Here is a 24,850-nt window from a genome sequence, read left to right on the forward strand (position 1 = left end):
CCGCGAGATACCACACCAATCCCCTCACGTCTGGCCGGCCCGCGCGCGGGCGCGCGAAAGGGCGCACCAGAAGATGGCGGCGAAAACTGCTGTATAGGCGAGGCGCCCGTTACCGAGCGGTCAGCGCGTGGGGGTGTAGTCGTCCCAGTCGTCGATGGCCGGCGGAACGTCGTCGTAGTCGTAGCCAGCCCCGCTACTCGTGGAGGATAGCTCCCGCTCCAGTGCCTGGTAGTCGGTCTCCGGGCTGTAGTACTTCAGCCTCCGCGCTACCTTGGTCTGCTTTGCCTTCTGACGGCCGCGCCCCATGACGTGACCCCCTCCACCGTTGAGAACGAGCGGCACATAGTGCGGCTGCGTTGAATGTCTGCAAAATTGTGTCGTGCCTACAGGGTACAACGTCCCGGGGGCTCGCTTCCATTCAAGGCGCGAGCTTTACCGCACACCGAACTGGGCCGATGCCGCCGTTTCGCTGCCGAGCAGGTGAGAAAAAACGTCTCGAATACAGGGATTTAGCGCTTGCGGGTGAAGCGGAGCAGCACCAGGCCCGCCACCAGGGAAAGACCCACGGCGGCGGCCGCGATCGACTCCCTGTCCCCGCTCTTGACCTTCTCCACAAAAGCGCGCGAGCGCTCCTTGGTGTCGTTCCAGGCGGAGCGGCCCGCGGACTTGACCGTCTCCTTGACGGTCTCGCCCAGCTTGGCGGGGGAAAGCAGCTGCGTCAGGTCACTGACGTCCTGGGTGAGCTCGGCGCGCACCTTGTTGAGCTCGGCCTCAATCTCTTCGGGGGTGCGGCTCACTTCGCCTCTCCTTCGCTAGCGGGCTTGACGGTGTTGGTGGTGCCCCCGGCTACGCCGGCGCCGTACTGGTCCTGCACGGAGCGAGCCGCAGCTGCGGCCTGCTCCTGCGCCGCGGCCTTCGCCTGGCCCTGGGCCACGCCGGTGGTGACGGCCTGCACGGAGACGGCCAGCCCCTCAGCGGGGGAGACCTGCACCTTGCTCGCGGCCCGGAGGGAGGCGATGCCTCGCCACCCAAGCACTGCGATCAGCAGGAACAGCAGGCCGGTCACGATGAGCACGCTCGCCCACATCGGCAGCCAGATGGCCAGCACGTAGACGATCGTCCAGAGGACGAACGGTAGGGCGAAGAGTGCCAGGACCGCAGCGGCGGCGAACATGGCGATGGCCATGCCGTAGCGCTTTCCGATCAGAGCCGCCTTGGCCTTGGCCAGATCGATCTCGCCACGGATCAGCGAGGAGATGGAGAGCGAGATGCGCCCCACGAGCTCTCCCACTGAGGGCTGCTGACTGTTCGGGGAAGACACGGGTGACTCCTTGCGGACTAGGCGTTTGGACCAGCCTATTTGTTTGTTCCGCGCCGCGCACTCTAGTGGGGCAGGGCTAGCGAAGTGAGGTGTCCTCGACGGGCCGGCGGGCGGGACCCCGACACTGCGCACAATCGACGGAATTTGGCCCAAAAGATCACCTTTTGTCAGTTATTCCAAAGTGCCAATGCGGCGCCTGTCAGCTTGTTACGGTGGACGTGCGCTGCGCGTCCCCCACAGCTTGTAAAGAGGCAAGCACATCACGCAGCGCGTTTCGGAAATCCTCGTATTCAAAGGCGAACGTGGAGGAAAGATGAAGTCGAAGAGACTTGCTGCCCTCGCCGCTAGTTTGGCGCTGGCAGCAACAGGATTATTGAGTGTCGCGGGTGCCCAGGTGGCAGTTGCGGACGAGACGCCGGCACCGGCAGCCCTCACGGGTGAGGGCCTGCTGGGAGTCGTGCCCGCCCTAAAGACCGTGAACATGGCCAACGGAGTGGCGCCGTGGCGTCCCACCGCCGAGACCCGGGTGGTCCTCGATGAGATGTCCCGCGTGGACTACGAGGCCGAGGCCCGGGTGTTCGCGCGTGACCTGGGTGAACTGGACGTGTTCACCGAAGCCCCGCCGGTAGTCAAGGTCACGATCGACCAGGTCAAGAAGACCGACATCGTGCTGACCGTCGGGCAGGTGGACGCCCCCGGCTTTGACCGCTACCGGGTCGAGGCCGGCGCCAACCGGGCCGTCTGGATCACCGCCCCGGAGGCGGACGGCCTCTGGAACGGCACGCGCACCGTGCTGCAGTCCCTCAAGAGCGCCGGCGCCGTGCAGGCCGCGACCGTGATCGACTGGGCGGACTACGAGGTCCGCTCCCTGCACGTGGACGCGGCGCGCAAGTACTTCAGCCCCGACTGGTTCAAGGCGCAGATCAAGCGCCTGAGCCTCTACAAGCTCAACGAGATCCAGCTGCACTTCTCTGAGAACGAGGGCTTCCGCCTGGAGATCAAGGGCTACCCGGAGGTGCTCTCCACCCAGTTCATCTCCCAGGCTGAGCTGGCAGAGATCATCGCTGTCGCGGCGGAGTACCACGTTGACGTGGTGCCGGCGATGGACGTGCCCGGCCACATGCACCAGGTGCTCAAGGCGCACCCGGAGTGGGCCATCGGGACCGACGAGGTGGGGAAGAAGGTGCTGGACTACTCCAAGCCCGTGGTCCGCAAGTTCGTCACCGACGTCATCACCGAGCTCGCCCCGCTGTTCCCCTCCAAGAAGTGGCACATGGGCGGCGACGAGGTATTCGACCCCGACCGCCTCAACCAGCTGACGACCAAGTACCCGCAGCTGGCCCAGTACGCCCGTGACAACGTCAACGCGAGCGCCTCGGTAATGGATGGCTACATGCACTACCTGGGCACCGTGGACGCCGCCTTGAACGCCGCCGGCTTTGAGACCGTGCGCGTGTGGAACGACGCCCTCTACACCGGCACCCACGGCACGCTGCCCTCTGACGTGCAGGTGACCTACTGGACCAAGTGGCACCGCACCATGCCCAGCACCGCCAAGCTGATCGAGAAGGGCCACAAGCTCATCAACTACAACGACGGCTTCTTCTACTACGTGCTGCCCAAGTGCCCCACCTGCGCCTACAACCAGCGCGTCCCCGCCTCCGCGATCTACGAGAACTGGGTTCCCACCCTGTTCAGCGGCCGCCAGACCGTGGACAAGGAGCACGTGCTGGGCTCCTCCTACGCGATCTGGGCCGACAAGCCGGACCTGGAGACCGAGCAAGTGGTGGCAAACGGCATCCGCCTGCCGCTGGCCGCCATGGCCGAGCGGGTCTACTCGCCCGGTGTTTCCAAGGCCACCTACGAGGTGTGGGAGCACCGCGTGGACGTGATCGACGGCCTAAAGACCGGCTTCCCGCCGGAGCCGCCGGCCGACCGCGCCATCCCGGTGGACGACATCACTGTCACCGCGACCTCCGAGGAGACCAACCGTGAGGACGGTCGGGCGGTCAACGTGCTCGACGGCCGCACCGACACCCTTTGGCACTCGGCGTGGTCCACCGGCCACACCAACCTGCCGCACTCGCTCACCTTCGACCTCAAGCGCTCCTACCCGATCAACGGCCTGCGCTACACCTCCCGCCAGGACCTGGCGGACGACCCGAGCAACTCGATGGTGCGCAACTACCGCATCTACGTCTCCAACGACGGACAGACCTGGGGCGACCCGGTTGCCTCCGGCTCGTTCCCGCGCGGCGCGATCACCAAGGAGGTCGACTTCACCAAGGTGGAGGCCCGCTACGTGAAGTTCGAGGCCGTCACGGCCCAGGTGGGCAGCCGCTTCGCCAGCGCCGCGGAAATCCGGATCCTGCAGGACGTGGCCGCAGAGCCGACCCCGACTCCCACCACCCCGCAGCCCAAGGTCGCCACCCCAGTGACCTCGATCGAGAAGAACGACGCCCCCGGCACCGGCAACGACACCTACACCATCCCGACCACCGAGGGTGTGGTCTACAAGGTGCTGGGCGTGGCCCAGAGCGCCGGCGTGAAGAAGGTGCCCAGCGGCATCGCCTCCGTGGTCGTCACCGCCGAGGCCGCCCAGGGCTACGTGCTGGCCGAGGGCGCAACCACCCGCTACGAGCTCAGCTTCAGCACCACGGTGCCGCCCAAGCAGGCCAACCCGCCGGCGACCCTGGTGACCGACGACAAGCCGGGCACCGGCAACGACACGGTCACCATCCCCGAGGTGGAGGGCATCTACTTCACCGTCAACGGTCTGGCCGTGCCCACGGGTATCTACAAGGTGCCCGCCGGCGTAGCGGCGGTGCGAGTCATCGCCATGGCCAAGACCGGCTACTTCATGGCCCCGGGCAGCACGGCCAGCTGGGACCTGGTCTTCAGCGTGGAGGAGCCGACCCCGACGCCGACGCCGCCGGTGGACCCCACCCCGACGCCGACGCCGCCGGCCCCGACCACCCCTGCACCGACGACCCCGGCGCCGACCACCCCGGCCCCGCAGCCGCCGGTGATGGAGCCCGGAGTGGGCCGACTGGCCGGCGCTGACCGCGTGGACACCGCCCTGGCCGCGTTCGAGCTGCGCCCGCAGGGCACGGACACGGTAGTCCTCACCACCGGGCGCGTGTACGCGGACGCCGTCGCGGCCGGCCCCCTGGCCAAGGCCCTCAAGGCACCGGTGGTGCTCACCGTGACCCCCGACCTGGAGGCCAAGGTGCTCACCGCGCTCACCGACGCGAAGATCAAGAAGGTCACCATCCTGGGCGGAACGTCGTCCGTCTCCATCGGCGCCGAGCGAACCCTGCGCAGCGCCGGCATGAAGGTGGAGCGCGTCGCCGGCGGCGACCGCTACGACACCGCCGCCAGGGCGGCCGACAAGACCGCCCGCCTGGGTGCAGCGCCCAAGCACATCTTCGTGGCGGACGGGCGCAACTTCCCCGATGCGCTCGCGGCCGGTGTCGCGGCAGCCAACTCCGAGGGCGTGCTGGTGCTGTCCAACGGCACCCAGCTGCCCGCCAGATCGCTCGCCGTGATCGACCACTTCCCCTCCGCCAAGGTGGTCGCCGCCGGTGGTGCCGCCATCAAGGCGCTCGCCGAGGAGGGCTTCGTGGGTGGAGTCACCATGACCGCAGTGTCCGGCACCTCCCGCTACGAGACGGCGGCCAAGCTGGCCAGCTACTCCCAGGGCGCCGAGGTGGGCTTCCTGGCCTCCGGTGAGGTATTCGCAGACGCCCTCGCGGGCGGCGCCGCGGCGGCCAACTACGGTGGCCCGCTGCTGCTCACCGAGCCGGGCAAGCTGCCTGCGGTGACCGGCCAGGCCATCCAGGACAGCAAGGTCAAGCGAGTCAACGTGCTCGGCGGGCCGCGCTCGGTGGACGCCAGCGTCGTCGCGGCAGTGCAGGCACTGCTTAAGTAAGGAGGAGCGCGGGCGGCAACGTCGTCCAAACCCGTCCACGTTGTGGGAGGGAGAACGCGTTTGTTCTCCCTCCCACAACTATTCCTTGCGTGATTTAGAGCGCCAAACTAGGGTTAAGCGCGTAATCCTTCAATGGTGTAGGAGCCAACATGCCTCTTTCCCCTGTCCCATTTCGGCGAGCAGTGGCTGGCCTGGCCGCCGGTGCGCTCGTCGCGGCGGGCCTTGTAACCGCCGGAACAACGGCTAACGCGGCGGAATCGCCCACCGTCCCCTCCGTCACGGAGGCCAAGGACCTGGTGATGCGCTACGCCGCTCCCGCCGCCAACTGGGAGCGCGAATCCCTGCCGATCGGAAACGGCGCCGTGGGTGGAAACGTCTTCGGTGGCGTGGAGACCGACAAGGTCCAGATGAACGAGAAGACGCTGTGGTCCGGCGGTCCCGGCTGCCGGGGCTACAACTACGGCGTCTGGAACAAGTCCGACCGCCCCAACGCCCTCGCCGAGGTCCGTGCGACCATCGACTCCCAGGGCAAGATGGCCCCCAACCAGGTGGCCCGCAAGCTGGGTCACGAGCGCGTCTGCTACGGCTCCTACACGCAGTTCGGTGAGCTGGTCCTCACCTCCCAGGGCCTGGCCGGTCACACCGAGTACGAGCGCTCGCTCGACATCCGCAACGGTGTCGCCGCCACCAAGTTCACCGTCAACGGCGTGAAGTACACCCGCGAATACCTGGCCTCCAACGAGGGCAACGTGGTGGCCATCCGCCTGAGCGCCGACCAGCCCGGCAAGATCACCACCACCGCTAGCTTCTCCAACCTGCCCGCGGGCGGCGCCGTCACCACCGTGCAGGGCGAGAACATCTTGCGCCTGGCCGGTGCGCTGACCACGGGCAAGGACCCCAACAACATGAAGTATGTTGCGGAGGCCAAGGTCATCGCCGACGGTGGTACCACCACCCTGAACGCGAACAACATCGCGGTCAACGGCGCCAACTCCCTCACCATCCTGTGGACCGCCGGCACTGACTACAAGAACGTCTACCCGAACTACCGTGGTGAGGCCCCCGACGCCCGCGTCCGCGAGACCGTCAACGCCGCCGCCACCACCGGGTGGGACAAGCTGCGCTCCGACCACGTCAAGTCCTTCAGCGACCTGATGGGCCGCGTGAGCCTGGACCTGCAGGGTGCCGATCGCGCCGCGCTCTACACCGACCGCATGCGCTCCGCCTACCGCGGCAAGACCGCAGAGGACCGCGCCCTGGAGGAGCTGTACTTCCAGTTCGGCCGCTACCTGCTCATCTCCGCCTCCCGCCCCGGTAGCACCGAGGCGCACAAGCTGCCCGCGAACCTGCAGGGCATGTGGAACAACTCCAACAACGCCCCCTGGGGTGCGGACTTCCACCCGAACATCAACATCCAGATGAACTACTGGCCGGTCTACATCACCAACCTGGCTGAGATGGACGAGGCCTACCTGACCTGGATCGACTCCTACCGTGCGCCGGGCCGCCACGCCGCCTCCACCATGTTCGAGGCGCGCGGCTGGATGCTCAGCAACGAGGTCAACCCCTTCGGTTTCGCCGGCCTGGGTAACTGGGCCACTGCCTTCTGGTTCCCGGAGGCCAACGCCTGGCTGGCCCAGGAGTTCTGGCAGTCCTGGCTGTTCGAGGGCGACCGCGAGTTCCTGCGCGACCGCGCCTACCCGATCCTGAAGGAGACCAGCGAGTTCTGGCTGGACATGCTGGTGGAGCGCAACGGCAAGCTCGTGGCCTCCCCGTCCTACTCCCCGGAGCACGGCCCCTTCACCGCCGGTGTGGCGATGACGCAGCAGCTGGTCACCGAGCTCTTCAAGAGCACCAAGGCCGCCGCCACCGAGCTGGGCATCAACGACGAGTTCGTCACCAGCCTGGACGCCGCCCTGGCCAAGATCGACCCGGGTATCGCCATCGGTGACGAGGGCCAGATCCTGGAGTGGCCGGATGCGGCCATCGACGCTGCCGAGCGCCGCGCCGAGCCGGGCCACCGCCACGTCTCCCACCTGTACGCCCTCTACCCGGGCAACGAGATCAGCGACGCCCTGACCCCGGACTTCGCTAACGCCGCCCGCGAGACGCTGCGTCAGCGCGGCGACGGCGGCACCGGCTGGTCGATGGCCTGGAAGATCAACTTCTGGGCCCGCCTGCTGGACGGCGACCACGCCCACACGATGGTCACCAACATCATCTCCAACTCCACCCTGCCGAACCTGTGGGACAACCACCCGCCGTTCCAGATCGACGGTAACTTCGGTGGCACCGCCGGTATCGCCGAGATGCTGGTCCAGTCCCACGCCGGCGCGATCGACCTGCTGCCCTCCCTGCCGTCCGCATGGCCCTCCGGCTCCTTCGACGGCATGGTTGCCCGTGGCGGCCACGAGGTTGGCGTGTCGTGGGAGAACGGTGCCGTGAAGCAGGCCCGTCTGAAGGCCGGCCGCGACGGCGCTATCAAGGTGCGTTCTGCCGACCTGTCCGGCCCCGTGCGCGTGTACGACGTTGCCGCCGGCGCCGACGTTGCTACCACCGCCAGCAGCAACGGCCTTGAGTTCCAGGCCGTCAAGGGCCACCAGTACGTGGTCACCCCGGTGGTCACCATGGGTGTCTCCGGCGCCTCTGGCACCTGGAGCGGCCTGGTGACCGCGCCGGTCGAGATCTCCGGTGTCACCGGTTGCGCCACCCTGAGCGTCGAGGCCCCCGAGGGCTGGCAGGTGCAGGCCCCGCAGTCCGTGCGCGCCGACGGCAACTTCTCCGTCTCCGTGATCGCCCCGGCCATGCCCCAGAACGCGCCCGCCTCGGTGGCGTTGAAGGTGAAGCTGAAGGGCGAGGGCTGGGAGATGCAGAAGGTGCTCCGCGTGCGCCTGGCCGACCCGATCGCCATCCCGCAGTCGGACATGCGAGTGGTGTCCGTGGACTCTGAAGAGGTCAACGGTGAGAACGGTCGGGGCTCCAACGCCCTGGACGGCAACATCGCCACCTACTGGCACAGCAAGTGGTCCGGTGGCGAGGACCCGCAGCCGCACAACATCATCTTCGACCTGGGCAAGGTGGAGAAGCTGGACAAGCTGTTCTTCGCCCCGCGCTCCAACGCCTCCAACGGCCGCATCAACGGCTACAAGGTTGAGGTCTCCCCGACCAACAACAACGACTGGACCCAGATTGCCACCGGCAACTGGCCCAACACCTCGGCCGTGAAGATGGTCCAGGCGCCGGCCAACACCCAGACCCGCTACGTGCGTCTGACCTCCACCAGCGCCTACAACGCCTCCGGTGGTTCGGCTCGCTACACCTCGCTGTCCGAGTTCACCGCCACTCGCCTCGTGGACGCCGCCAACGCTCCCACGCTGCCGCCGGTGACCGGTGAGCCGTGCCAGCCGGACCCGTCCGCTTCGGCTTCTGCGTCCGTGTCGGCCTCGGCTTCGGCTTCGGTGTCGGCTTCGGTGTCGGCTTCGGTGTCGGCTTCGGCCACGCCGGCTCCGTCCACGACTGCGACGGCCACGCCTGCCCCGTCGGTGACGACGACCGCCACGCCCGCGCCGTCGGTGTCGACCACCGCGACGCCGGCTCCGTCCACGACTGCGACGGCCACGCCTGCTCCGTCGGTGTCCACCACCGCTACGCCTGCCCCGTCCACCACGGCCACGGCCACGCCCGCCCCGTCCACCACGGCCACGGCCACGCCCGCCCCGTCCACCACGGCGGACCCGACCGGACCGGTCGTGATCAAGCGGGTCCAGGGCTCCTCTCGAGTGGACACCGCCATCGCGGTTGCCCGCGAGAACTTCACCGCGCCCACCACTGTGGTCCTGGCCGACGGCCGCGACTTCGTGGACGCGATCGCCGCCGCCCCGGCTGCGGCCGCCCTGGAGGCCCCGCTGCTGCTGACGGTCGGTGGCACCCTGGAGAAGGGCGTCGTGGACCTGCTGCGCGAGTGGAACGTGAAGGAGGTGGTCGTGGCCGGTGGCTCCAAGTCCGTCTCTGACGCCAAGGTTGCTGCCCTGCAGGCCATGAACATCACCACCACGCGCGCCGCTGGAAACAACCGTTTCGCCACGGCCGTTGAGCTGGCCAAGGTGGCGGAGAAGGCCAACGGCCGCATCGCCAAGGTGTTCGTGGCCGACGGCATCAACTTCCCGGACGCCTCCTCCGCTTCTGCGGTGGCTGGCCGTCACGACGCCGTGGTGGTGCTCACCGACGGTGGCCGGATGCCTGCGGTGACCCGCACCTTCCTCACCCAGCACCAGACGGCTCCGGTCGTTGCCGTGGGTGGCGCGGCCACCCGCGCGCTGACCAGCCACGGTTACATCGCCGGCTCCACGATGGAGGTGTTGAGCGGAGCTACCCGTTACGACACCGCCGCGCTCGCCGCGAAGAAGTACGCCGCTGACGCCCGCATCGTCTTCCTGGCGACCGGGTCCGTGGCTGCCGACGCGCTGGCCGTGGGTGGCGCTGTCGCCCACCGCGACGGTGCGCTGCTGCTCACTGAGCCACTGAAGCTGCCCAAGGCGGCATCAGACGATCTGAAGTCCCGAGTGGCGGTGCTGGAAGAAGTCCAGATCGTGGGCGGAACCCAGTCCGTCAGCACGGCAGTCGAGCGCGTGTTGCGTCACCTGGTCAAGAGGTGACACGGAGCTAGCCCCACCAAGACGGTGAGGGTGAGCGAGAGCCGGGGCCGGGTGGCAGCAGCCACCCGGCCCCCACTCTTTGCCCAGGTGGGGAATGGGCAGCGGTGTCTCTGGATGGTGGAAAAGCGCGGGCGCAGGAGCAGGCGCGACGGGGAACGGGTAGGGGAGAGGACGGGGAGAGGGGGCGGTGTCTATTGCCCGAGCGCGTGGTTTGGATGGTTGGTGGCGTGGTTCGGGCGGATGCGTGGTGTGGTTCGGGCGGTCAAGTAGCTCCCCCCGTCAAGGGGAAATCAGTACGCTTTGAAGTATGGAACCAGCTGAGTTCAAATCTTTTGCCGACTCCCGGCGGTCCACGCGTTCCTTCAAACCAGACCCGTTGAGCCCAGAGGTAGTTGAGCAGATTCTAGACGGGGCTCGTCTGGCGCCCTCTTGGTCTAATACGCGCCCCTACCAGTTGGCCATAGCCACGGGCGCGCAGAAGGAACGGCTAGTGCGTCTCTACGAGTCAGAGTTTGACCGGACGGTGCCGGTTCAGCGAAAACAGCTGGGCGCAGCAATTAGATTGGCACTGAGCGGAAAACTACCTGACGGGGACTACAACCCCTTAATGAAGTATCCACCTGTTCTAAAAGCCCGCTCCAATAGGCTTGGTGCTGCGCTCTACAAACACCTGGGCATTGCGAGGGGAGATAGAGAAGCGCGTGATGCCCAGGCGCGGGATAACTTCAGTGGGTTTGGGGCGCCACTACTTGGATTTGTGTTTGTCCACAAGGGGCTGATGCCTTTTGCGGCTTTGGATGCGGGCCTCATGCTGCAGACGCTATTCCTCACTGCTAAGTCACACGGAGTGGACTCGTGCGCTTTGGGTTCGCTAGCCATTTGGCGCAGGCCCGTGGACGCCGAGTTCAATGTCCCCAGCGACTACAAGCTGATCACTGGCTTTGCGCTGGGATATCGCTCTGGTGCCCATGTGAACGACTTCCAAGCCGAGCGCCCGGCGGTGGAGCTGATCCCTTCGCGTGCAGGCAGTAGCGCGAGCTAACAAGAGCAGGCGTGATGGTGCTGCTGAGGTGCACGTAGAGCCGGTGCGAGCGTGGAGTTGCCGACGGTTGGCGAGGATTATTCCCGTGCGGTCGGGCCGCGTGGTGAGTCGACGGGCTTGCGCAAGTCGGTGCGCGCTCCCCGGCCGGGGCGCGCAGCCTGCCAGGCGTCTACCGTCTCCGGCAGCCACCCGTGGGTGCCACCTCCGTCCCCGATGATGGCGTCGGGAGCGGGGAGGCGGTTGTCCCGCTGGTAGGTGCGGGCAGTGTGGTGAGAGATGCCCACCCGGACGGCCAAGCCTGCCAGGCTCAGATAGCGGATTGTCACGGTCTACCTCCTGGATAGAGCGGAATGCAGGGCGATTGCGCCCGCAGCGGCTGACAGAACACCCAGCGCCACGTCGATGGCCAGCGGCAGGTCGAACGCCATGATGCCGGCTGCGCAGATCGCGATTGCGGCTGTTGCGGACGGGATTGCATTTTTCATGTGATGTAGGACGCTCGCCATTTGGGTTTCCGAGTGGACTGCCGGAAGGCCTTGCCTGCGGCTACCGCGCGCTTTTGGTTCCGACGCCCTCGGGCGATCTTAGATCGCGATGATGAAGATACGAGGCCTCGCAGGGGCGTTCCAGCCCCGAGGAGGTAGTCGGGGAGTGCGTCCGTCCCGTCACCTCCTTTCGAGTAAATAACTAGACCCGTCCAGCTCCCCCGTTACTGAGTTGGGCAGGTGTAGTTGATTTGTGGCTAGTCATATCGAGGCGGCTGGGTGGCTGATACCCACAGGCTCCATTGCCGGCATCCGAAGGGACGCCGTGGGTAAGCGTATCGTGGGCGATTTTGCCGATGTTCACGCTGAATGGTGAACATCGCACGGTTGGGCCAGTTCTAGGGTAGTGAAAGGCCCGACCGGTGCGGTTAGCCGCAAGCGGGATAAGTGTGGCAATTGTCGTTGCTAACTACAAGCATGGCTAAACTGTCGTACTGTCCCAGCGGAGAACTCCTCATAACTTCCGCCGCTGGCATCGAGCATTGCTCTCACAAGAACGCGCCGGTCTGCATGGGATCACCTACGTTTGTGCGGGGCGGACTCTCGCCCATTGGTTGGTTGGCGGTGGTACAACGGATCACCCCAGGTCGTGCGGGGTAAGCGTCGCATTGGCGCGCAACGTGCGGTAAATCCGCTGGTATAGCTCGTCGTCTACGTTATAGGCGTCGATTGCTGGACGCAGCACAGCCTCAGGTAGAGCGGTCTTGCGCTCGGCCAGAGCACGCAGTGCAATATCCAGCGCCCACTCTGGCTGTCCATGGGACAGATCGCACAGGACCCCCTCGCGGGCCGTGGCATCAAGGTGAGGCCAGGCTTCCTCGATTACGCCGCGATCGTAGGTGTCGATCGGGCGTAGAAGCTCATTCAGCTCGGCGTCCATGGCCTCATAGTAGGGATCCTGCCCACTTGGGAAGGCCGGATCTTCTGGCCCGTACAACATCCACAGGTCAGACGGATCATCCCAGCTTGCGCGGGGTCGACAGCTACATGCCGGCCGCCGGGGCCGGGCGGGAGGGATCATCCCCGCTCGCGCGGGGTCCACGACTGGTTTCATCGAGGCTTTGCAGGACGGCAGGGATCATCCCCGCTCGCGCGGGGTCCACGCCAAATTGGTGTGGTGTGCATCACGGCTTATGGGATCATCCCCGCTCGCGCGGGGTCCACTCAATCATCGCTTCGCCTCCCTTCTACTTCGAGGGATCATCCCCGCTCGCGCGGGGTCCACTCGAACTTCATCTTGGCGAACTCACCGACGAAGGGATCATCCCCGCTCGCGCGGGGTCCACTTGGGACAACCCGCATAGCGGGGCCGGCTTACGGGATCATCCCCGCTCGCGCGGGGGCCACGCCCTATGCTGATAATTCGGCCAGGCAGCCGCGGGATCATCCCCGCTCGCGCGGGGTCCACGGGGCCAAAGTGTCGCTAAGCACAGTGCCCCCAGGATCATCCCCGCTCGCGCGGGGTCCACGATTACGGCCTACCGCGATCTGTTCCGGGTCGGGGATCATCCCCGCTCGCGCGGGGTCCACGTGTAGTTCAGGCCGGCGGCCTCCGCCCAGTTGGGATCATCCCCGCTCGCGCGGGGTCCACTCCCGCGAGTCCGGGTAATTCCGGGAAATCCAGGGATCATCCCCGCTCGCGCGGGGTCCACGTCTTGGAGGACCAGAACTCGCCGAAGGCGGTGGGATCATCCCCGATCGCGCGGGGTCCACCTCGCCCAGGCCGTTGGCGAGGACAAGGGACAGGGATCATCCCCGCTCGCGCGGGGTCCACTGGTTGGCGCTCGCCCCGCACCAGCGCGGCGAGGGATCATCCCCGCTCGCGCGGGGTCCACCCGGGGATGACGTCGTTTTGCGCGTCGGTCACGGGATCATCCCCGCTCGCGCGGGGTCCACATGGTTTTCCTGGTCCAGGAGAAGACCGCGCCGGGATCATCCCCGCTCGCGCGGGGTCCACGCATCGTCAGGCCATTCAACGTAGTCAAGCCAAGGATCATCCCCGCTCGCGCGGGGTCCACTTCATGGTGGGGTCCTAGAAGGCGGTGGGGTTGGGATCATCCCCGCTCGCGCGGGGTCCACACCAGCTTGAGCGATTAGCCGCGTCCGGCAGCCGGATCATCCCCGCTCGCGCGGGGTCCACTTTCTCACATTTTCCCGACTTATCCACAACCAAGGATCATCCCCGCTCGCGCGGGGTCCACCAACCAATTTCCTTTGCCAACTCTTTACCTCTCGGATCATCCCCGCTCGCGCGGGGTCCACGAACGTTTATGGATGCGTTTCAGGCTAAACGCAGGATCATCCCCGCTCGCGCGGGGTCCACGTACCCCTGCCCAGGTCGAGGGGGGATAGGCGCGGATCATCCCCGCTCGCGCGGGGTCCACGTGTGTGCCAAAGAGCGCTGTTCACGCAACGCAGGATCATCCCCGCTCGCGCGGGGTCCACTCGCCAGCCCATGGCGCCCCTTCAACCGAGGTGGGATCATCCCCGCTCGCGCGGGGTCCACGACACGATGCCGCCCCTGAGCCTCGTCGAGGAGGGATCATCCCCGCTCGCGCGGGGTCCACTTTTCTGATTACACCTTTCGCCAGTGTTTTCGGGGATCATCCCCGCTCGCGCGGGGTCCACGTGAGCGAGGAGTTCAGGGACGGGTTCCTGGCGGGATCATCCCCGCTCGCGCGGGGTCCACCGCTGGTACATTCCCGCCCACGTGTCGCCTTCCGGATCATCCCCGCTCGCGCGGGGTCCACTGGCGGCGTCGTGGTTTGACCGGGTCCGGGGCGGGATCATCCCCGCTCGCGCGGGGTCCACACCGACCGTGACCGTGACCGCGCCTGGGACAAGGGATCATCCCCGCTCGCGCGGGGTCCACCAGTTTTGGTGTGACGCTCACCACAAGAACTAGGGATCATCCCCGCTCGCGCGGGGTCCACTTACTGGTGTCAATTGGTATGACCCTGCGGACGGGATCATCCCCGCTCGCGCGGGGTCCACTGTGGGCCGTGAGGGAGACATCCCCACCAGCAAGGATCATCCCCGCTCGCGCGGGGTCCACGCCCTGCGAGTCACCGGCGGCGACAGCTACGCGGGATCATCCCCGCTCGCGCGGGGTCCACCTACGTCGGATTGGGCGTCGCATGAGTGGCCCCGGATCATCCCCGCTCGCGCGGGGTCCACAGTGGCGAGCTATTCGACGCCTGTACCGCCATGGGATCATCCCCGCTCGCGCGGGGTCCACGGGCGCGATGTTCAGAGTGCGTCCGTCGCAGAGGGATCATCCCCGCTCGCGCGGGGTCCACCGAAGGCTATTGCCAAAGCCGTCACCGACGCTGGGATCATCCCCGCTCGCGCGGGGTCCACCAGTCAATGAAATGCGCGGATTCATTTTCAGCCGGATCATCCCCGCTCGCGCGGGGTCCACTCGTGGTGGCAGGAGGAGTGCGCGATGAGTGTGGGATCATCCCCGCTCGCGCGGGGTCCACTCCCGCCGTGCGGAACGCCGTTCGCTCACGGCCGGATCATCCCCGCTCGCGCGGGGTCCACGTCAGGTAAGCGACGATGCCCTGGTGGGACTGGGGATCATCCCCGCTCGCGCGGGGTCCACGTGGGCCTGCCCGCCACTGGCCCAGGCCACGCCGGATCATCCCCGCTCGCGCGGGGTCCACCTGGACGTGACCTGCGGGGCCCGCATGATGTGGGGATCATCCCCGCTCGCGCGGGGTCCACTGAAAGTGGCGTGTGGCGCGGGCACGCAGCCTAGGATCATCCCCGCTCGCGCGGGGTCCACCGCCGCGCTATGGGCCCTCGAAGCGGCCGACGGGGATCATCCCCGCTCGCGCGGGGTCCACGCGCTGTATGCAGCTGGCCGGCAAGATTTTCCGGGATCATCCCCGCTCGCGCGGGGTCCACTGGTCAACGCTCGGCGCGTCGGTGGCATTGGCGGGATCATCCCCGCTCGCGCGGGGTCCACTTGGGTGAGTTGGACTACGTGACCATGGAGGTGGGATCATCCCCGCTCGCGCGGGGTCCACCCACATCGACAGCTTCGATCCACACCCGTCCGGGGATCATCCCCGCTCGCGCGGGGTCCACGCGACGTTCTGCACGGCGGGGTGCGAGAACGCGGGATCATCCCCGCTCGCGCGGGGTCCACCCCCTGGACCCCTCCAAGCCGCCCTAGGCCCCAGGATCATCCCCGCTCGCGCGGGGTCCACACTAATAACGGAATTAAGCCCCCTTTTACACCAGGATCATCCCCGCTCGCGCGGGGTCCACTCATCGGGATACTGCGCGCCGGCAGATCATGTGGGATCATCCCCGCTTGCGCGGGGTCGACGCCGCCGGACTTGTTGTCCACAGAGACCTGGAAGGATCATCCCCGCTTGCGCGGGGTCGACCCAGGACGGGAGGGTCACCCACACACCACCCGGGGGATCATCCCCGCTTGCGCGGGGTCGACTGGCAGGGTCGTAGCGGTCAGACATGTGGGTGCCGGATCATCCCCGCTTGCGCGGGGTCGACTCGGCGATATTGGCGCGAAAACGCACGGTCACGGGATCATCCCCGCTTGCGCGGGGTCGACGAGTGTGAGCTGCTGTGTCCCTGTGGGTGCGGGGGATCATCCCCGCTTGCGCGGGGTCGACCAACAGCTTGGCGAGCATGTCGCCTGCGTAGTGGGATCATCCCCGCTTGCGCGGGGTCGACCGCTGGCGGCGGTGCCACGGGTGGAGACAATGAGGATCATCCCCGCTTGCGCGGGGTCGACGCCTGCGGCTTGTTCGTGACCATCGGGATGACGGGATCATCCCCGCTTGCGCGGGGTCGACCGGCGGAGAAGAAGGCTCCGGCCAGTAATCCTGGGATCATCCCCGCTTGCGCGGGGTCGACTACGTCCACCGGCTCGACCGTGGACCAGTCGATGGATCATCCCCGCTTGCGCGGGGTCGACTACGTCCACCGGCTCGACCGTGGACCAGTCGATGGATCATCCCCGCTTGCGCGGGGTCGACTCCAGCGAAATTCAGGCATCTGCGATGGAGCAGGGATCATCCCCGCTTGCGCGGGGTCGACAACGATCCCTTGACGGCAAGCGCCCGATGGCAGGGATCATCCCCGCTTGCGCGGGGTCGACTTTGTCTTTGTCGGTGACGACGATCCGGTGGCGGGATCATCCCCGCTTGCGCGGGGTCGACCTAATTGCTCCCAGGTTAGGAGTTCCCGGGCAGGGATCATCCCCGCTTGCGCGGGGTCGACAGCCACGGCATCCGGCGCGGCGTGATGACGTCGGGATCATCCCCGCTTGCGCGGGGTCGACAGCGAACGGCTGCTATACAAAAAACGCAACTCGGGATCATCCCCGCTTGCGCGGGGTCGACTTAACGCCATTGGTGGCGACCGCATAATTAGCGGGATCATCCCCGCTTGCGCGGGGTCGACGTGTGGCATCGTGCGGTCGATCAGCTGGCACGGGGATCATCCCCGCTTGCGCGGGGTCGACCAGCTGAGCTGGTCGGCACCTACGGCCGCCCGGGGATCATCCCCGCTTGCGCGGGGTCGACTCGACAGTGCCCAAGCTGTCGACAACTTCGAAGGGATCATCCCCGCTTGCGCGGGGTCGACTCCTTGACGTCGCCGCCCCTGCGGTAGACGTGGGGATCATCCCCGCTTGCGCGGGGTCGACGCCGGAAAGACGGCATCGCCCTGACGAGGTTGGGGATCATCCCCGCTTGCGCGGGGTCGACGGAAGGCGGGGATCGCGGCGGGCTTGCTGGGCAGGATCATCCCCGCTTGCGCGGGGTCGACCTGCGGCCCCAGCTGCTTGATGTGCTCCACCACGGATCATCCCCGCTTGCGCGGGGTCGACGGGGCTGACTGCCGACAGGCGCGGCGTGATGCCGGATCATCCCCGCTTGCGCGGGGTCGACGAGCAGCTGCAGGCGGCGGGTGTCACCGATGAGGGATCATCCCCGCTTGCGCGGGGTCGACGCACGGTGTGACGCTGTGGTCACACCGTGGCGGGGATCATCCCCGCTTGCGCGGGGTCGACAACCAAACCTTGGAGTCCTTGACATAGCGAGCCGGATCATCCCCGCTTGCGCGGGGTCGACACCCGAGCATCTATCGGATGCTGAACAATTTTGGGATCATCCCCGCTTGCGCGGGGTCGACCTAGGCATGTCCCGCGCTGCGTTCCATCGGGAGGGATCATCCCCGCTTGCGCGGGGTCGACGTGTGGTGCAGATGAGTGGGGAGGTCGTGGCTGGGATCATCCCCGCTTGCGCGGGGTCGACGGCAACTTGGCCAGGCCGCCCTCGATGCGGAGCGGATCATCCCCGCTTGCGCGGGGTCGACACATGGACATGGCTCAGCACCTCATGCTTTGGGGGATCATCCCCGCTTGCGCGGGGTCGACAACACGATGCGCCAATCAGTCTCACGCTGCCAGGGATCATCCCCGCTTGCGCGGGGTCGACCATATACCCCCTCACAGCTTAATGGCCCAGAGGGGATCATCCCCGCTTGCGCGGGGTCGACAACACGATGCGCCAATCAGTCTCACGCTGCCAGGGATCATCCCCGCTTGCGCGGGGTCGACGCACACCTGTCCAAGTAGCGCTCGCGGATGATCGGATCATCCCCGCTTGCGCGGGGTCGACCGGTAGGTGGCGCCGCTGTTGCGGCGCGTGTGAGGATCATCCCCGCTTGCGCGGGGTCGACTCCACCGCCGATGCCCGGCGATCCCTACACCCAGGATCATCCCCGCTTGCGCGGGGTCGACCTCGCTGAGTCGCAGCAGGCGTTGTGGGCGGCGGGATCATCCCCGCTTGCGCGGGGTCGACTATGGCACTGAACTTCGCCGTCACCGACACGCGGGATCATCCCCGCTTGCGCGGGGTCGACGCCACCGCAGCCGTGCCCGCCAGTAGCATCCCGGGATCATCCCCGCTTGCGCGGGGTCGACGCGCGTTCGTGGGGGCGCCGCCCCACGGAGGTGGGATCATCCCCGCTTGCGCGGGGTCGACACAACGTTCGCAGATGTAGCAGTGATTCCTCAGGGATCATCCCCGCTTGCGCGGGGTCGACATCCAGGCGCCCGCCTTACCAAAGGCGCCCATGGGATCATCCCCGCTTGCGCGGGGTCGACTGGGTGGCCTCCCCGCCCTCAGCGCCCGCAGCAGGATCATCCCCGCTTGCGCGGGGTCGACGACCAGGCGTGGGACGACGACAGCGATGGCTGGGGATCATCCCCGCTTGCGCGGGGTCGACGCCAGCTCGTGGTCACGAGCCTTCTGCTCGGCGGGATCATCCCCGCTTGCGCGGGGTCGACCGGCAGCGGCGCGGGCGGCAGTGAATTCGCGGGGGATCATCCCCGCTTGCGCGGGGTCGACGCCTCACAAGTCCCGCCCCGTGCCGCTTAGAGGGGATCATCCCCGCTTGCGCGGGGTCGACTCCTCAGCGCGCACCCCCATGTTTTCCATCGCCGGATCATCCCCGCTTGCGCGGGGTCGACACCAGTTGGCAACAGATTGGGCGGGGTGACCTGGGATCATCCCCGCTTGCGCGGGGTCGACCGGGTTTATGGTCCCTCCACAAGGCTGCCTGCGGGATCATCCCCGCTTGCGCGGGGTCGACCCAGCACCGGGGCTAAGCGGTGCAGCCTGGGCAGGATCATCCCCGCTTGCGCGGGGTCGACACCTTGGGCAGCAGCACCTCCGCAGAGGTCGAGGGATCATCCCCGCTTGCGCGGGGTCGACAACGCGGACGGGAATCTGCCCCAGGTGGGGCAGGGATCATCCCCGCTTGCGCGGGGTCGACAATACACCAAATAGGGTTTTTTTCACTAATTAGGGATCATCCCCGCTTGCGCGGGGTCGACTAGCCCCCCTGGTCATACAAGAAGCGCCCGACAGGATCATCCCCGCTTGCGCGGGGTCGACATTTGCGAGCTGACCGGGTTCTCACTTCAAGAGGGATCATCCCCGCTTGCGCGGGGTCGACCTCGGCAAAGATGCCATCGCCACCAACATCGCCGGATCATCCCCGCTTGCGCGGGGTCGACGCCGCGCGCCGCTACGAGACCGACGCAGCCAAGGGATCATCCCCGCTTGCGCGGGGTCGACCCGCCTTCCTTATTCAGAGTGAGGAGGGCGTCGGGATCATCCCCGCTTGCGCGGGGTCGACTAGGCCCAACCGGTTGAGGATTATGGGGTCGTAGGATCATCCCCGCTTGCGCGGGGTCGACATTACGTAGGTATTAATGACCTCGACAACCTTGGGATCATCCCCGCTTGCGCGGGGTCGACTCACCCAGCGCCGTGCCCTCACGGAACGCCTGGGGATCATCCCCGCTTGCGCGGGGTCGACTCCTTGACGATATTCCAGACGACGCGCGCCCCAGGATCATCCCCGCTTGCGCGGGGTCGACATTAGTCAAATGGTGTATACACACACCAATTGGGGATCATCCCCGCTTGCGCGGGGTCGACCCTCAAGGCCGAGAACCGGCCGATCCTAGTCGCGGATCATCCCCGCTTGCGCGGGGTCGACCCGAGGTCTTCACGGATGAGCTCCCATATCTCGGGATCATCCCCGCTTGCGCGGGGTCGACGTCTGCCCTTTCTGGCTGTGGGTGTGGGGCCTGGGATCATCCCCGCTTGCGCGGGGTCGACCTCGGACCACTTGAAAACGAGTACCCCGTGCGGGGATCATCCCCGCTTGCGCGGGGTCGACCAGGGGGGCGCGGGTGATCTCGTGGGCAGCCCCGGATCATCCCCGCTTGCGCGGGGTCCACGCTAACGGGCAGACCGCCACCTGGATCGTGACGGGATCATCCCCGCTTGCGCGGGGTCCACCCTTGACCATCACCGGCGAGACCGATCACCCGGGGATCATCCCCGCTTGCGCGGGGTCCACCTAATAACGGAATTGAGCCCCCGTCATACACCAGGATCATCCCCGCTTGCGCGGGGTCCACGTGATCTGAAACACATTGCTAACCGCTGGGCCAGGATCATCCCCGCTTGCGCGGGGTCCACGGCGGGCGTTCCGTGGGCGGTTTTGGGTGCGGGGGATCATCCCCGCTTGCGCGGGGTCCACGAGTTGCCGGCGGTGAAGGCGACGCTGGGGCGGGGATCATCCCCGCTTGCGCGGGGTCCACCGCCTCACTCTTGATTTCACGCGCCAACTTGTGGGATCATCCCCGCTTGCGCGGGGTCCACCGGTGCCGGCCAGATCATCCCCGGCGACCTGTAGGATCATCCCCGCTTGCGCGGGGTCCACTCGGTGGAGTCCATGACGAGGGCGGAGCAGATGGGATCATCCCCGCTTGCGCGGGGTCCACTGGGCAGCGAAACGCCCAAATTCACTACACGTTGGATCATCCCCGCTTGCGCGGGGTCCACAAGCTCGTTGAGGCGATCAAGCGGCGCGAGGAGGGATCATCCCCGCTTGCGCGGGGTCCACCCTTGGAAATCGTTGAATCTCCAGGGTAACTGTTCCGGATTGTACAGAGTTTTCCTTTACTGATTACCCAGAGCCCGCTCCGTGGAGTTGCGGAACTTGCGTCGTCTGCCGGCCACGGACCACCCTTCTTGGCGTGCCGGGGCGCTGCCAGTCAGCCTGTTTGGAGATGTTTCAGTCTTGTAGGGCTCCAGCAGCACTAGGAATCCGTCAAGGTTAGTTGGAACGCGCTCATGCCCCAGTGAGGCCACCTCGAATCCTTGTTCGCAACGGCTAGACCACAATAGAAGAGCCCTGCCCTGACCTAGGTTTTGTGCCACGAGCTCCCACACCTGTTCTCTCACCCGCGCGCTGAGATTACCCACGAATACGCCAGCAGCCAGTTCCATCATCCAGCGGGTCATTGCACCGCGTAGTCCAGCGGGCGCAGCCGATAAGAGCAGCACTACCATCCGCCGACTTCCTCGTAGTTCTGTCCTGCCGCAATAACCTTCTGCTGGTAGTCCCACAGCGAGACTACGTTGATCGCGAGGTCGGTTCGTTCGGCGTCACCGAGTAGATTGCGAATGTCCTCAACGCATCGTTCGATGATTCGTGCTTCGAAGATTCGGTCTCTGACCCGTCGCCTTACCGTTCCGGTTAGGTCCTGCATTCCCTCCGCGACGACGTCGAAGGCGATGGGAATAGACACCTCCGCCTTGTAAAGGTCGGCGATGTCGTAAACAAATGCGCGCTCGTGCCCGGTGTGGACTACTCCCAGCCCCGGTGAACACCCCAGGGAAACGATCACACCGTGAACCACCCCGTAAAGCGCGGCGTTTGCTGCGGAGAGAGCCTGATTGATCGGGTCCGATGCTTCGAAATCGTCTGCCTTGTAGTCCCTCCCAGTCCACGGTACGCCGGTGCGACGAGACTCCTTCCGGTAGATCGCCCTTACCCGCGCCCCTTCGCGGCCGCGTAGTTGCTGCATGGTTAGTCCGCCGACGTCCTCCCCGGCGAATCTCATGCAGTACATGGCCCGTGCCACCTTCAGTCTCTTTTGTGGCGAGGAGACCCGTGCGGCCTGTTCTATCAGCAGGTGGCTGGACGTGGCCAGCGAGCGGCCGTGCGCGTAGTAGCGCACGCCTCTTTCGCCCACCCACACTGCCGTGGTGCCGCATTCGCCCAGCAATGCCATCGCCTGATGACTCACCGTTGTCCCGGGTCCTAGCAGCACGGCGATCAGTGATGCAGCGGGTACCCGGATGGTGCCCTGATCGTTTCTGGCGGTCAGGGCACCATCCTCCCGATGGACCACACAATGCTCCAGATAGAGGAAGGACGAGCGATCCTGCACCCTAGGCAGTGCTGTGACCGGGACGGGAAGCAGCCTGGACATGGCTAGCTCCCTGAGCTCTTTGCCAGAGTCAGCAGGCCACACCCGTAGGCCTTTGAGCGCCCGAGTCCCTTGACAAGCACGGTCCTAAACGCGTCCACGTCTGTGACTCGCAGGGCTCCCTCAAAGACTGTCCTGTTGATGGTGACGATGTCCCTGCCACCGTCCTCCCGGGCGCGGCGGAACACCGGCTTTTCTCGGTGTGCTACCGAGGCCGCAGCGTCCAAGGAGTCGGGCTCTACACCGGGCACAGCAAGGAGCTCGAAGCCGTTTCGCTGCGCTCGCGTTGTCAGCCATTCCTGTTGCTGTGCCACGGTCACGTGCCCGGTAACTTTTCCGCGCTTGCCTGCCCCCTGCGCGATGGCGCGTGCTGGGTTGGCTGTCAGGCGGAAACTCCACTCCTGCCCGTTCTCTAGCTTGTCCAGGAACGGGCGGTAGTCGAGCGTGCGGGCCACACTCCCAGCCACGCCAGCTTCCTGCTCAATCTGGGAGCAGTCCGGTGCCTGTGGAGAAAGAATGAAGAGCGAGGTGTGCGAGTAGAGCCGGTCGACCCGCCAAAGCACCCGTCCCTCGGAATCCTGCCCTGAATCTCCCGCTGCCTTGGCCACAACGGCGTGCATCGCCTGGGGCGATCCCAGAAACTTGCGGGCAAGTCTGCGGCGAGGATCAATCTCAAGCTTGGTTAGGTACATTGCCGGCCTCCTCCACAGTCGTCATCGGGTCGTGCGGGTCTGCGGAGCCGTCTCCGAGCTGTACCGTCAGGCGCTCGACCTCGCGGAAGCCGTAGTCTCGGAACTCGGGATCGAACGAGAGGGGAACGTCCCGGGAGGTTCGGATGTCGCCAACGCTGATCTCGTCAGGCACGACTTCCTTATCGAGAAGGAGCTCAGCGATGATGGATTTATTGCGCTTCTTGAACCAGTCTGACGCCTGCCACGGCTCCGACGATAGAACGGTGTACAAGTCGCCGTCTCTCACGTCTATTGGGATCGCGCGACTGGGTGGACAGGAACGCCGGCCCAGGTAGAGAGGAAACTGGGGGTTGCGCACGGCCTCATGAAGGCCGCGCAATAGTTCGAGCTCTCCCTCGATGCCGGCAAGGAATACAGCGTCGGACAGGTAATACCGCTCAGAGAGCGGCATCGACCCTCCCTTGCGGTCGTGGGCGGTGTGAAAATCCCGTAGGAGGCGGCCAGGCTGATCCTTCCGCACCCCGAACCGAAGCTGGAGTAGATCCTCTAAGGGATCAGTGCGACGCCTCCCCAAAGCTGCGGCGAGCATGCCGATAATGCCGCTTTTAGTGGGGGCAAGCTCAGTGCCTCGCACCGCGAAACGCGATTTCACCCCCCAAGACTGCAAAGGACCTGCCAAACGCAGGAGCAAGGTGGACATCAGGCAGACTCCTGCTTGCTCAGCAGCGGAGAGACGGCGTCGCGGACCTTACTTGCCAGCTCTGCGTAGCCAACGTGCTCGCCCAGAGGAGCGGTGATTTCCTGGTCAGCCAGGCCAGCCACAAAGCTCGTCGCGGGGCGGAGCCCAAACTCTTCCCCGATCGCAGCTGCGTGCTCTGTCAAGCGCTTAACGGACCTCCCCAAGTAACCGGAGGTCGCGTCGGTCTTTACCGGCTCCTCAAAGGCACCCACCAACGAAACGGGCTGGTCCGTTCGGACGGAGACGGACACGAGGTGCGGCAGGGTCCGGTTGGCAAAGGTGTTCTGCTTGCCAGTGGGCATGGCAAGGGCAAACCCATCGATGAAAACCTCAAGGGCACGCAGCGCGGCCTCGGGACTACCCAGGTTCTCCTTCAGCATGTCCAGGTTCACCGTCGCATAGCGGTAGATGGTGGCGGAGGCGAACTCAACCGTTCCCATCATTCCGGCGCCAGCATCCTCGTTCTCTTCGGAGTCCTCCTTGGCATCGTCCACTGCCGTGAAGAAGTCGTGCTCCGTCTCCACGGGGTGAGTGGAAATCGCGTGCGCAACCTGGCAGGAAGCGTCGATGTTCAGGTCGGTGTCCTCGGCCACCATACGTCCGAACAGGGCCATGTCGATTGCGTGGTCCTCCTTGAAAATGGCCTTGGCCATCTTCGCGTCCACCTTCTCCTCCTGCTCCTCGGCAGCAACCGCAAGTCGGGCCAAGCGGTCGACCTGGGAAGGGGAGAGGAAGAGGAGGTAGCCCGACTCCGGGGTGCCATCCTTCTTGTTCTTGGGCGGCTCCACCCTGATCTTGGCTGCCGCGAACACGCCCTTGGCCAGCTCCTCAGCCTTTCCTGCCAGGTCGGGGTCCTGAGCGGCGATGCGGGAGGCCACCAGTTCAACGACGCGCTTGGTGCGGATGCCAACCTCGGTGGGGTCCAATCGGGTCTCGAAGAACTGCCGGGTGGCCCGCTTCCACGACTGAGAGGAAACCCGTAGGCGCCGAACACCGCCGTAAACGGCGGTCTTAGGAGAGCCAGAATCGTCGCGATTCACGCACGACGGCGGCAGGTTCTGAAGGATGTGCAGGTCAACAAAGGTAGTCAT

14 protein-coding genes and 1 CRISPR repeat array are annotated in these 24,850 nt (G+C 66.2%); of the genes, 3 read left to right on the top strand and 11 right to left on the bottom strand.

Going from position 1 to position 24,850, the window contains the following annotated elements:
* Positions 1-120 precede the first annotated feature (120 nt).
* From ABYF38_RS05685 to ABYF38_RS05695, 3 genes are all read right to left on the bottom strand, one after another.
* A complete protein-coding gene (locus ABYF38_RS05685) occupies positions 121-306 on the bottom strand; it encodes a DUF3073 domain-containing protein (RefSeq protein ID WP_371151431.1) in 186 nt (61 codons plus the stop codon).
* A gap of 203 nt (positions 307-509) precedes the next feature.
* Complete coding sequence (locus ABYF38_RS05690; protein ID WP_371151432.1) at positions 510-797, bottom strand: DUF3618 domain-containing protein; 288 nt, start codon at positions 795-797, stop codon at positions 510-512.
* Entirely contained in the window at positions 794-1,321 is a 528-nt protein-coding gene (locus ABYF38_RS05695) for a phage holin family protein (protein ID WP_371151433.1), read from the bottom strand. The genes ABYF38_RS05690 and ABYF38_RS05695 overlap by 4 nt, the downstream gene beginning before the upstream one ends.
* Before the next feature lie 313 nt (positions 1,322-1,634).
* Between ABYF38_RS05695 and ABYF38_RS05700 the strand changes: the two genes are divergently transcribed.
* The 3 genes from ABYF38_RS05700 (at position 1,635) to ABYF38_RS05710 (ending at position 10,949) form a co-directional block, all read left to right on the top strand.
* Positions 1,635-5,252 carry a family 20 glycosylhydrolase gene (locus ABYF38_RS05700; RefSeq protein ID WP_371151434.1) on the top strand — a complete coding sequence of 1,206 codons (3,618 nt, stop codon included), beginning with the start codon at positions 1,635-1,637 and terminating at the stop codon, positions 5,250-5,252.
* Positions 5,253-5,401: 149 nt separating this feature from the next.
* Positions 5,402-9,907, top strand: coding sequence for a glycosyl hydrolase family 95 catalytic domain-containing protein (locus tag ABYF38_RS05705; RefSeq protein ID WP_371151435.1), 4,506 nt, complete (start codon positions 5,402-5,404; stop codon positions 9,905-9,907).
* Positions 9,908-10,214: 307 nt separating this feature from the next.
* Positions 10,215-10,949 carry a nitroreductase gene (locus ABYF38_RS05710; protein WP_371151436.1) on the top strand — a complete coding sequence of 245 codons (735 nt, stop codon included), beginning with the start codon at positions 10,215-10,217 and terminating at the stop codon, positions 10,947-10,949.
* A gap of 77 nt (positions 10,950-11,026) precedes the next feature.
* Here ABYF38_RS05710 and ABYF38_RS05715 read toward each other — a convergent pair whose 3' ends face one another.
* The 8 genes from ABYF38_RS05715 to cas7e all read right to left on the bottom strand — a co-directional run bounded on the left by ABYF38_RS05715 (position 11,027) and on the right by cas7e (position 24,850).
* Positions 11,027-11,275, bottom strand: coding sequence for a helix-turn-helix transcriptional regulator (locus ABYF38_RS05715; RefSeq protein ID WP_371151437.1), 249 nt, complete (start codon positions 11,273-11,275; stop codon positions 11,027-11,029).
* Positions 11,276-11,278: 3 nt separating this feature from the next.
* Positions 11,279-11,434, bottom strand: coding sequence for a hypothetical protein (locus ABYF38_RS05720; RefSeq protein WP_371151438.1), 156 nt, complete (start codon positions 11,432-11,434; stop codon positions 11,279-11,281).
* 637 nt (positions 11,435-12,071) lie between these two features.
* Positions 12,072-12,374: a hypothetical protein gene (locus tag ABYF38_RS05725; RefSeq protein WP_371151439.1), complete on the bottom strand. Its 303-nt coding sequence runs from the start codon at positions 12,372-12,374 to the stop codon at positions 12,072-12,074.
* A gap of 73 nt (positions 12,375-12,447) precedes the next feature.
* A CRISPR array of direct repeats spans positions 12,448-20,956; the repeat unit is 28 nt; unit sequence GGATCATCCCCGCTTGCGCGGGGTCGAC.
* 56 nt (positions 20,957-21,012) lie between these two features.
* Positions 21,013-21,405 carry a type I-E CRISPR-associated endoribonuclease Cas2e gene (cas2e, locus tag ABYF38_RS05730; protein ID WP_371151440.1) on the bottom strand — a complete coding sequence of 131 codons (393 nt, stop codon included), beginning with the start codon at positions 21,403-21,405 and terminating at the stop codon, positions 21,013-21,015.
* Entirely contained in the window at positions 21,399-22,331 is a 933-nt protein-coding gene (gene cas1e, locus ABYF38_RS05735; protein WP_371151441.1) for a type I-E CRISPR-associated endonuclease Cas1e, read from the bottom strand. The genes cas2e and cas1e overlap by 7 nt, the downstream gene beginning before the upstream one ends.
* A 2-nt stretch (positions 22,332-22,333) precedes the next feature.
* Positions 22,334-23,020: a type I-E CRISPR-associated protein Cas6/Cse3/CasE gene (cas6e, locus tag ABYF38_RS05740; RefSeq protein ID WP_371151442.1), complete on the bottom strand. Its 687-nt coding sequence runs from the start codon at positions 23,018-23,020 to the stop codon at positions 22,334-22,336.
* Positions 23,001-23,720: a type I-E CRISPR-associated protein Cas5/CasD gene (cas5e, locus tag ABYF38_RS05745; RefSeq protein WP_371151443.1), complete on the bottom strand. Its 720-nt coding sequence runs from the start codon at positions 23,718-23,720 to the stop codon at positions 23,001-23,003. The genes cas6e and cas5e overlap by 20 nt, the downstream gene beginning before the upstream one ends.
* On the bottom strand, positions 23,720-24,850 hold the full coding sequence (cas7e, locus tag ABYF38_RS05750; RefSeq protein ID WP_371151444.1) for a type I-E CRISPR-associated protein Cas7/Cse4/CasC: 1,131 nt from the start codon (positions 24,848-24,850) through the stop codon (positions 23,720-23,722). The genes cas5e and cas7e overlap by 1 nt, the downstream gene beginning before the upstream one ends.

This window comes from Buchananella sp. 14KM1171, from assembly GCF_041380365.1.
GTDB classification, from domain to species: Bacteria; Actinomycetota; Actinomycetes; order Actinomycetales; family Actinomycetaceae; genus Buchananella; species Buchananella felis.

Coding starts and splice junctions, on each gene's coding strand:
- ABYF38_RS05685 (WP_371151431.1), bottom strand. CDS start 306: ATGGGGCGCGGCCGTCAGAAGGCAAAGCAGACCAAGGTAGCGCGGAGG.
- ABYF38_RS05700 (WP_371151434.1), top strand. CDS start 1,635: ATGAAGTCGAAGAGACTTGCTGCCCTCGCCGCTAGTTTGGCGCTGGCA.
- ABYF38_RS05705 (WP_371151435.1), top strand. CDS start 5,402: ATGCCTCTTTCCCCTGTCCCATTTCGGCGAGCAGTGGCTGGCCTGGCC.
- ABYF38_RS05710 (WP_371151436.1), top strand. CDS start 10,215: ATGGAACCAGCTGAGTTCAAATCTTTTGCCGACTCCCGGCGGTCCACG.
- ABYF38_RS05720 (WP_371151438.1), bottom strand. CDS start 11,434: ATGAAAAATGCAATCCCGTCCGCAACAGCCGCAATCGCGATCTGCGCA.
- ABYF38_RS05725 (WP_371151439.1), bottom strand. CDS start 12,374: ATGGACGCCGAGCTGAATGAGCTTCTACGCCCGATCGACACCTACGAT.
- cas2e (WP_371151440.1), bottom strand. CDS start 21,405: ATGGTAGTGCTGCTCTTATCGGCTGCGCCCGCTGGACTACGCGGTGCA.
- cas1e (WP_371151441.1), bottom strand. CDS start 22,331: ATGTCCAGGCTGCTTCCCGTCCCGGTCACAGCACTGCCTAGGGTGCAG.
- cas6e (WP_371151442.1), bottom strand. CDS start 23,020: ATGTACCTAACCAAGCTTGAGATTGATCCTCGCCGCAGACTTGCCCGC.
- cas5e (WP_371151443.1), bottom strand. CDS start 23,720: ATGTCCACCTTGCTCCTGCGTTTGGCAGGTCCTTTGCAGTCTTGGGGG.
- cas7e (WP_371151444.1), bottom strand. CDS start 24,850: ATGACTACCTTTGTTGACCTGCACATCCTTCAGAACCTGCCGCCGTCG.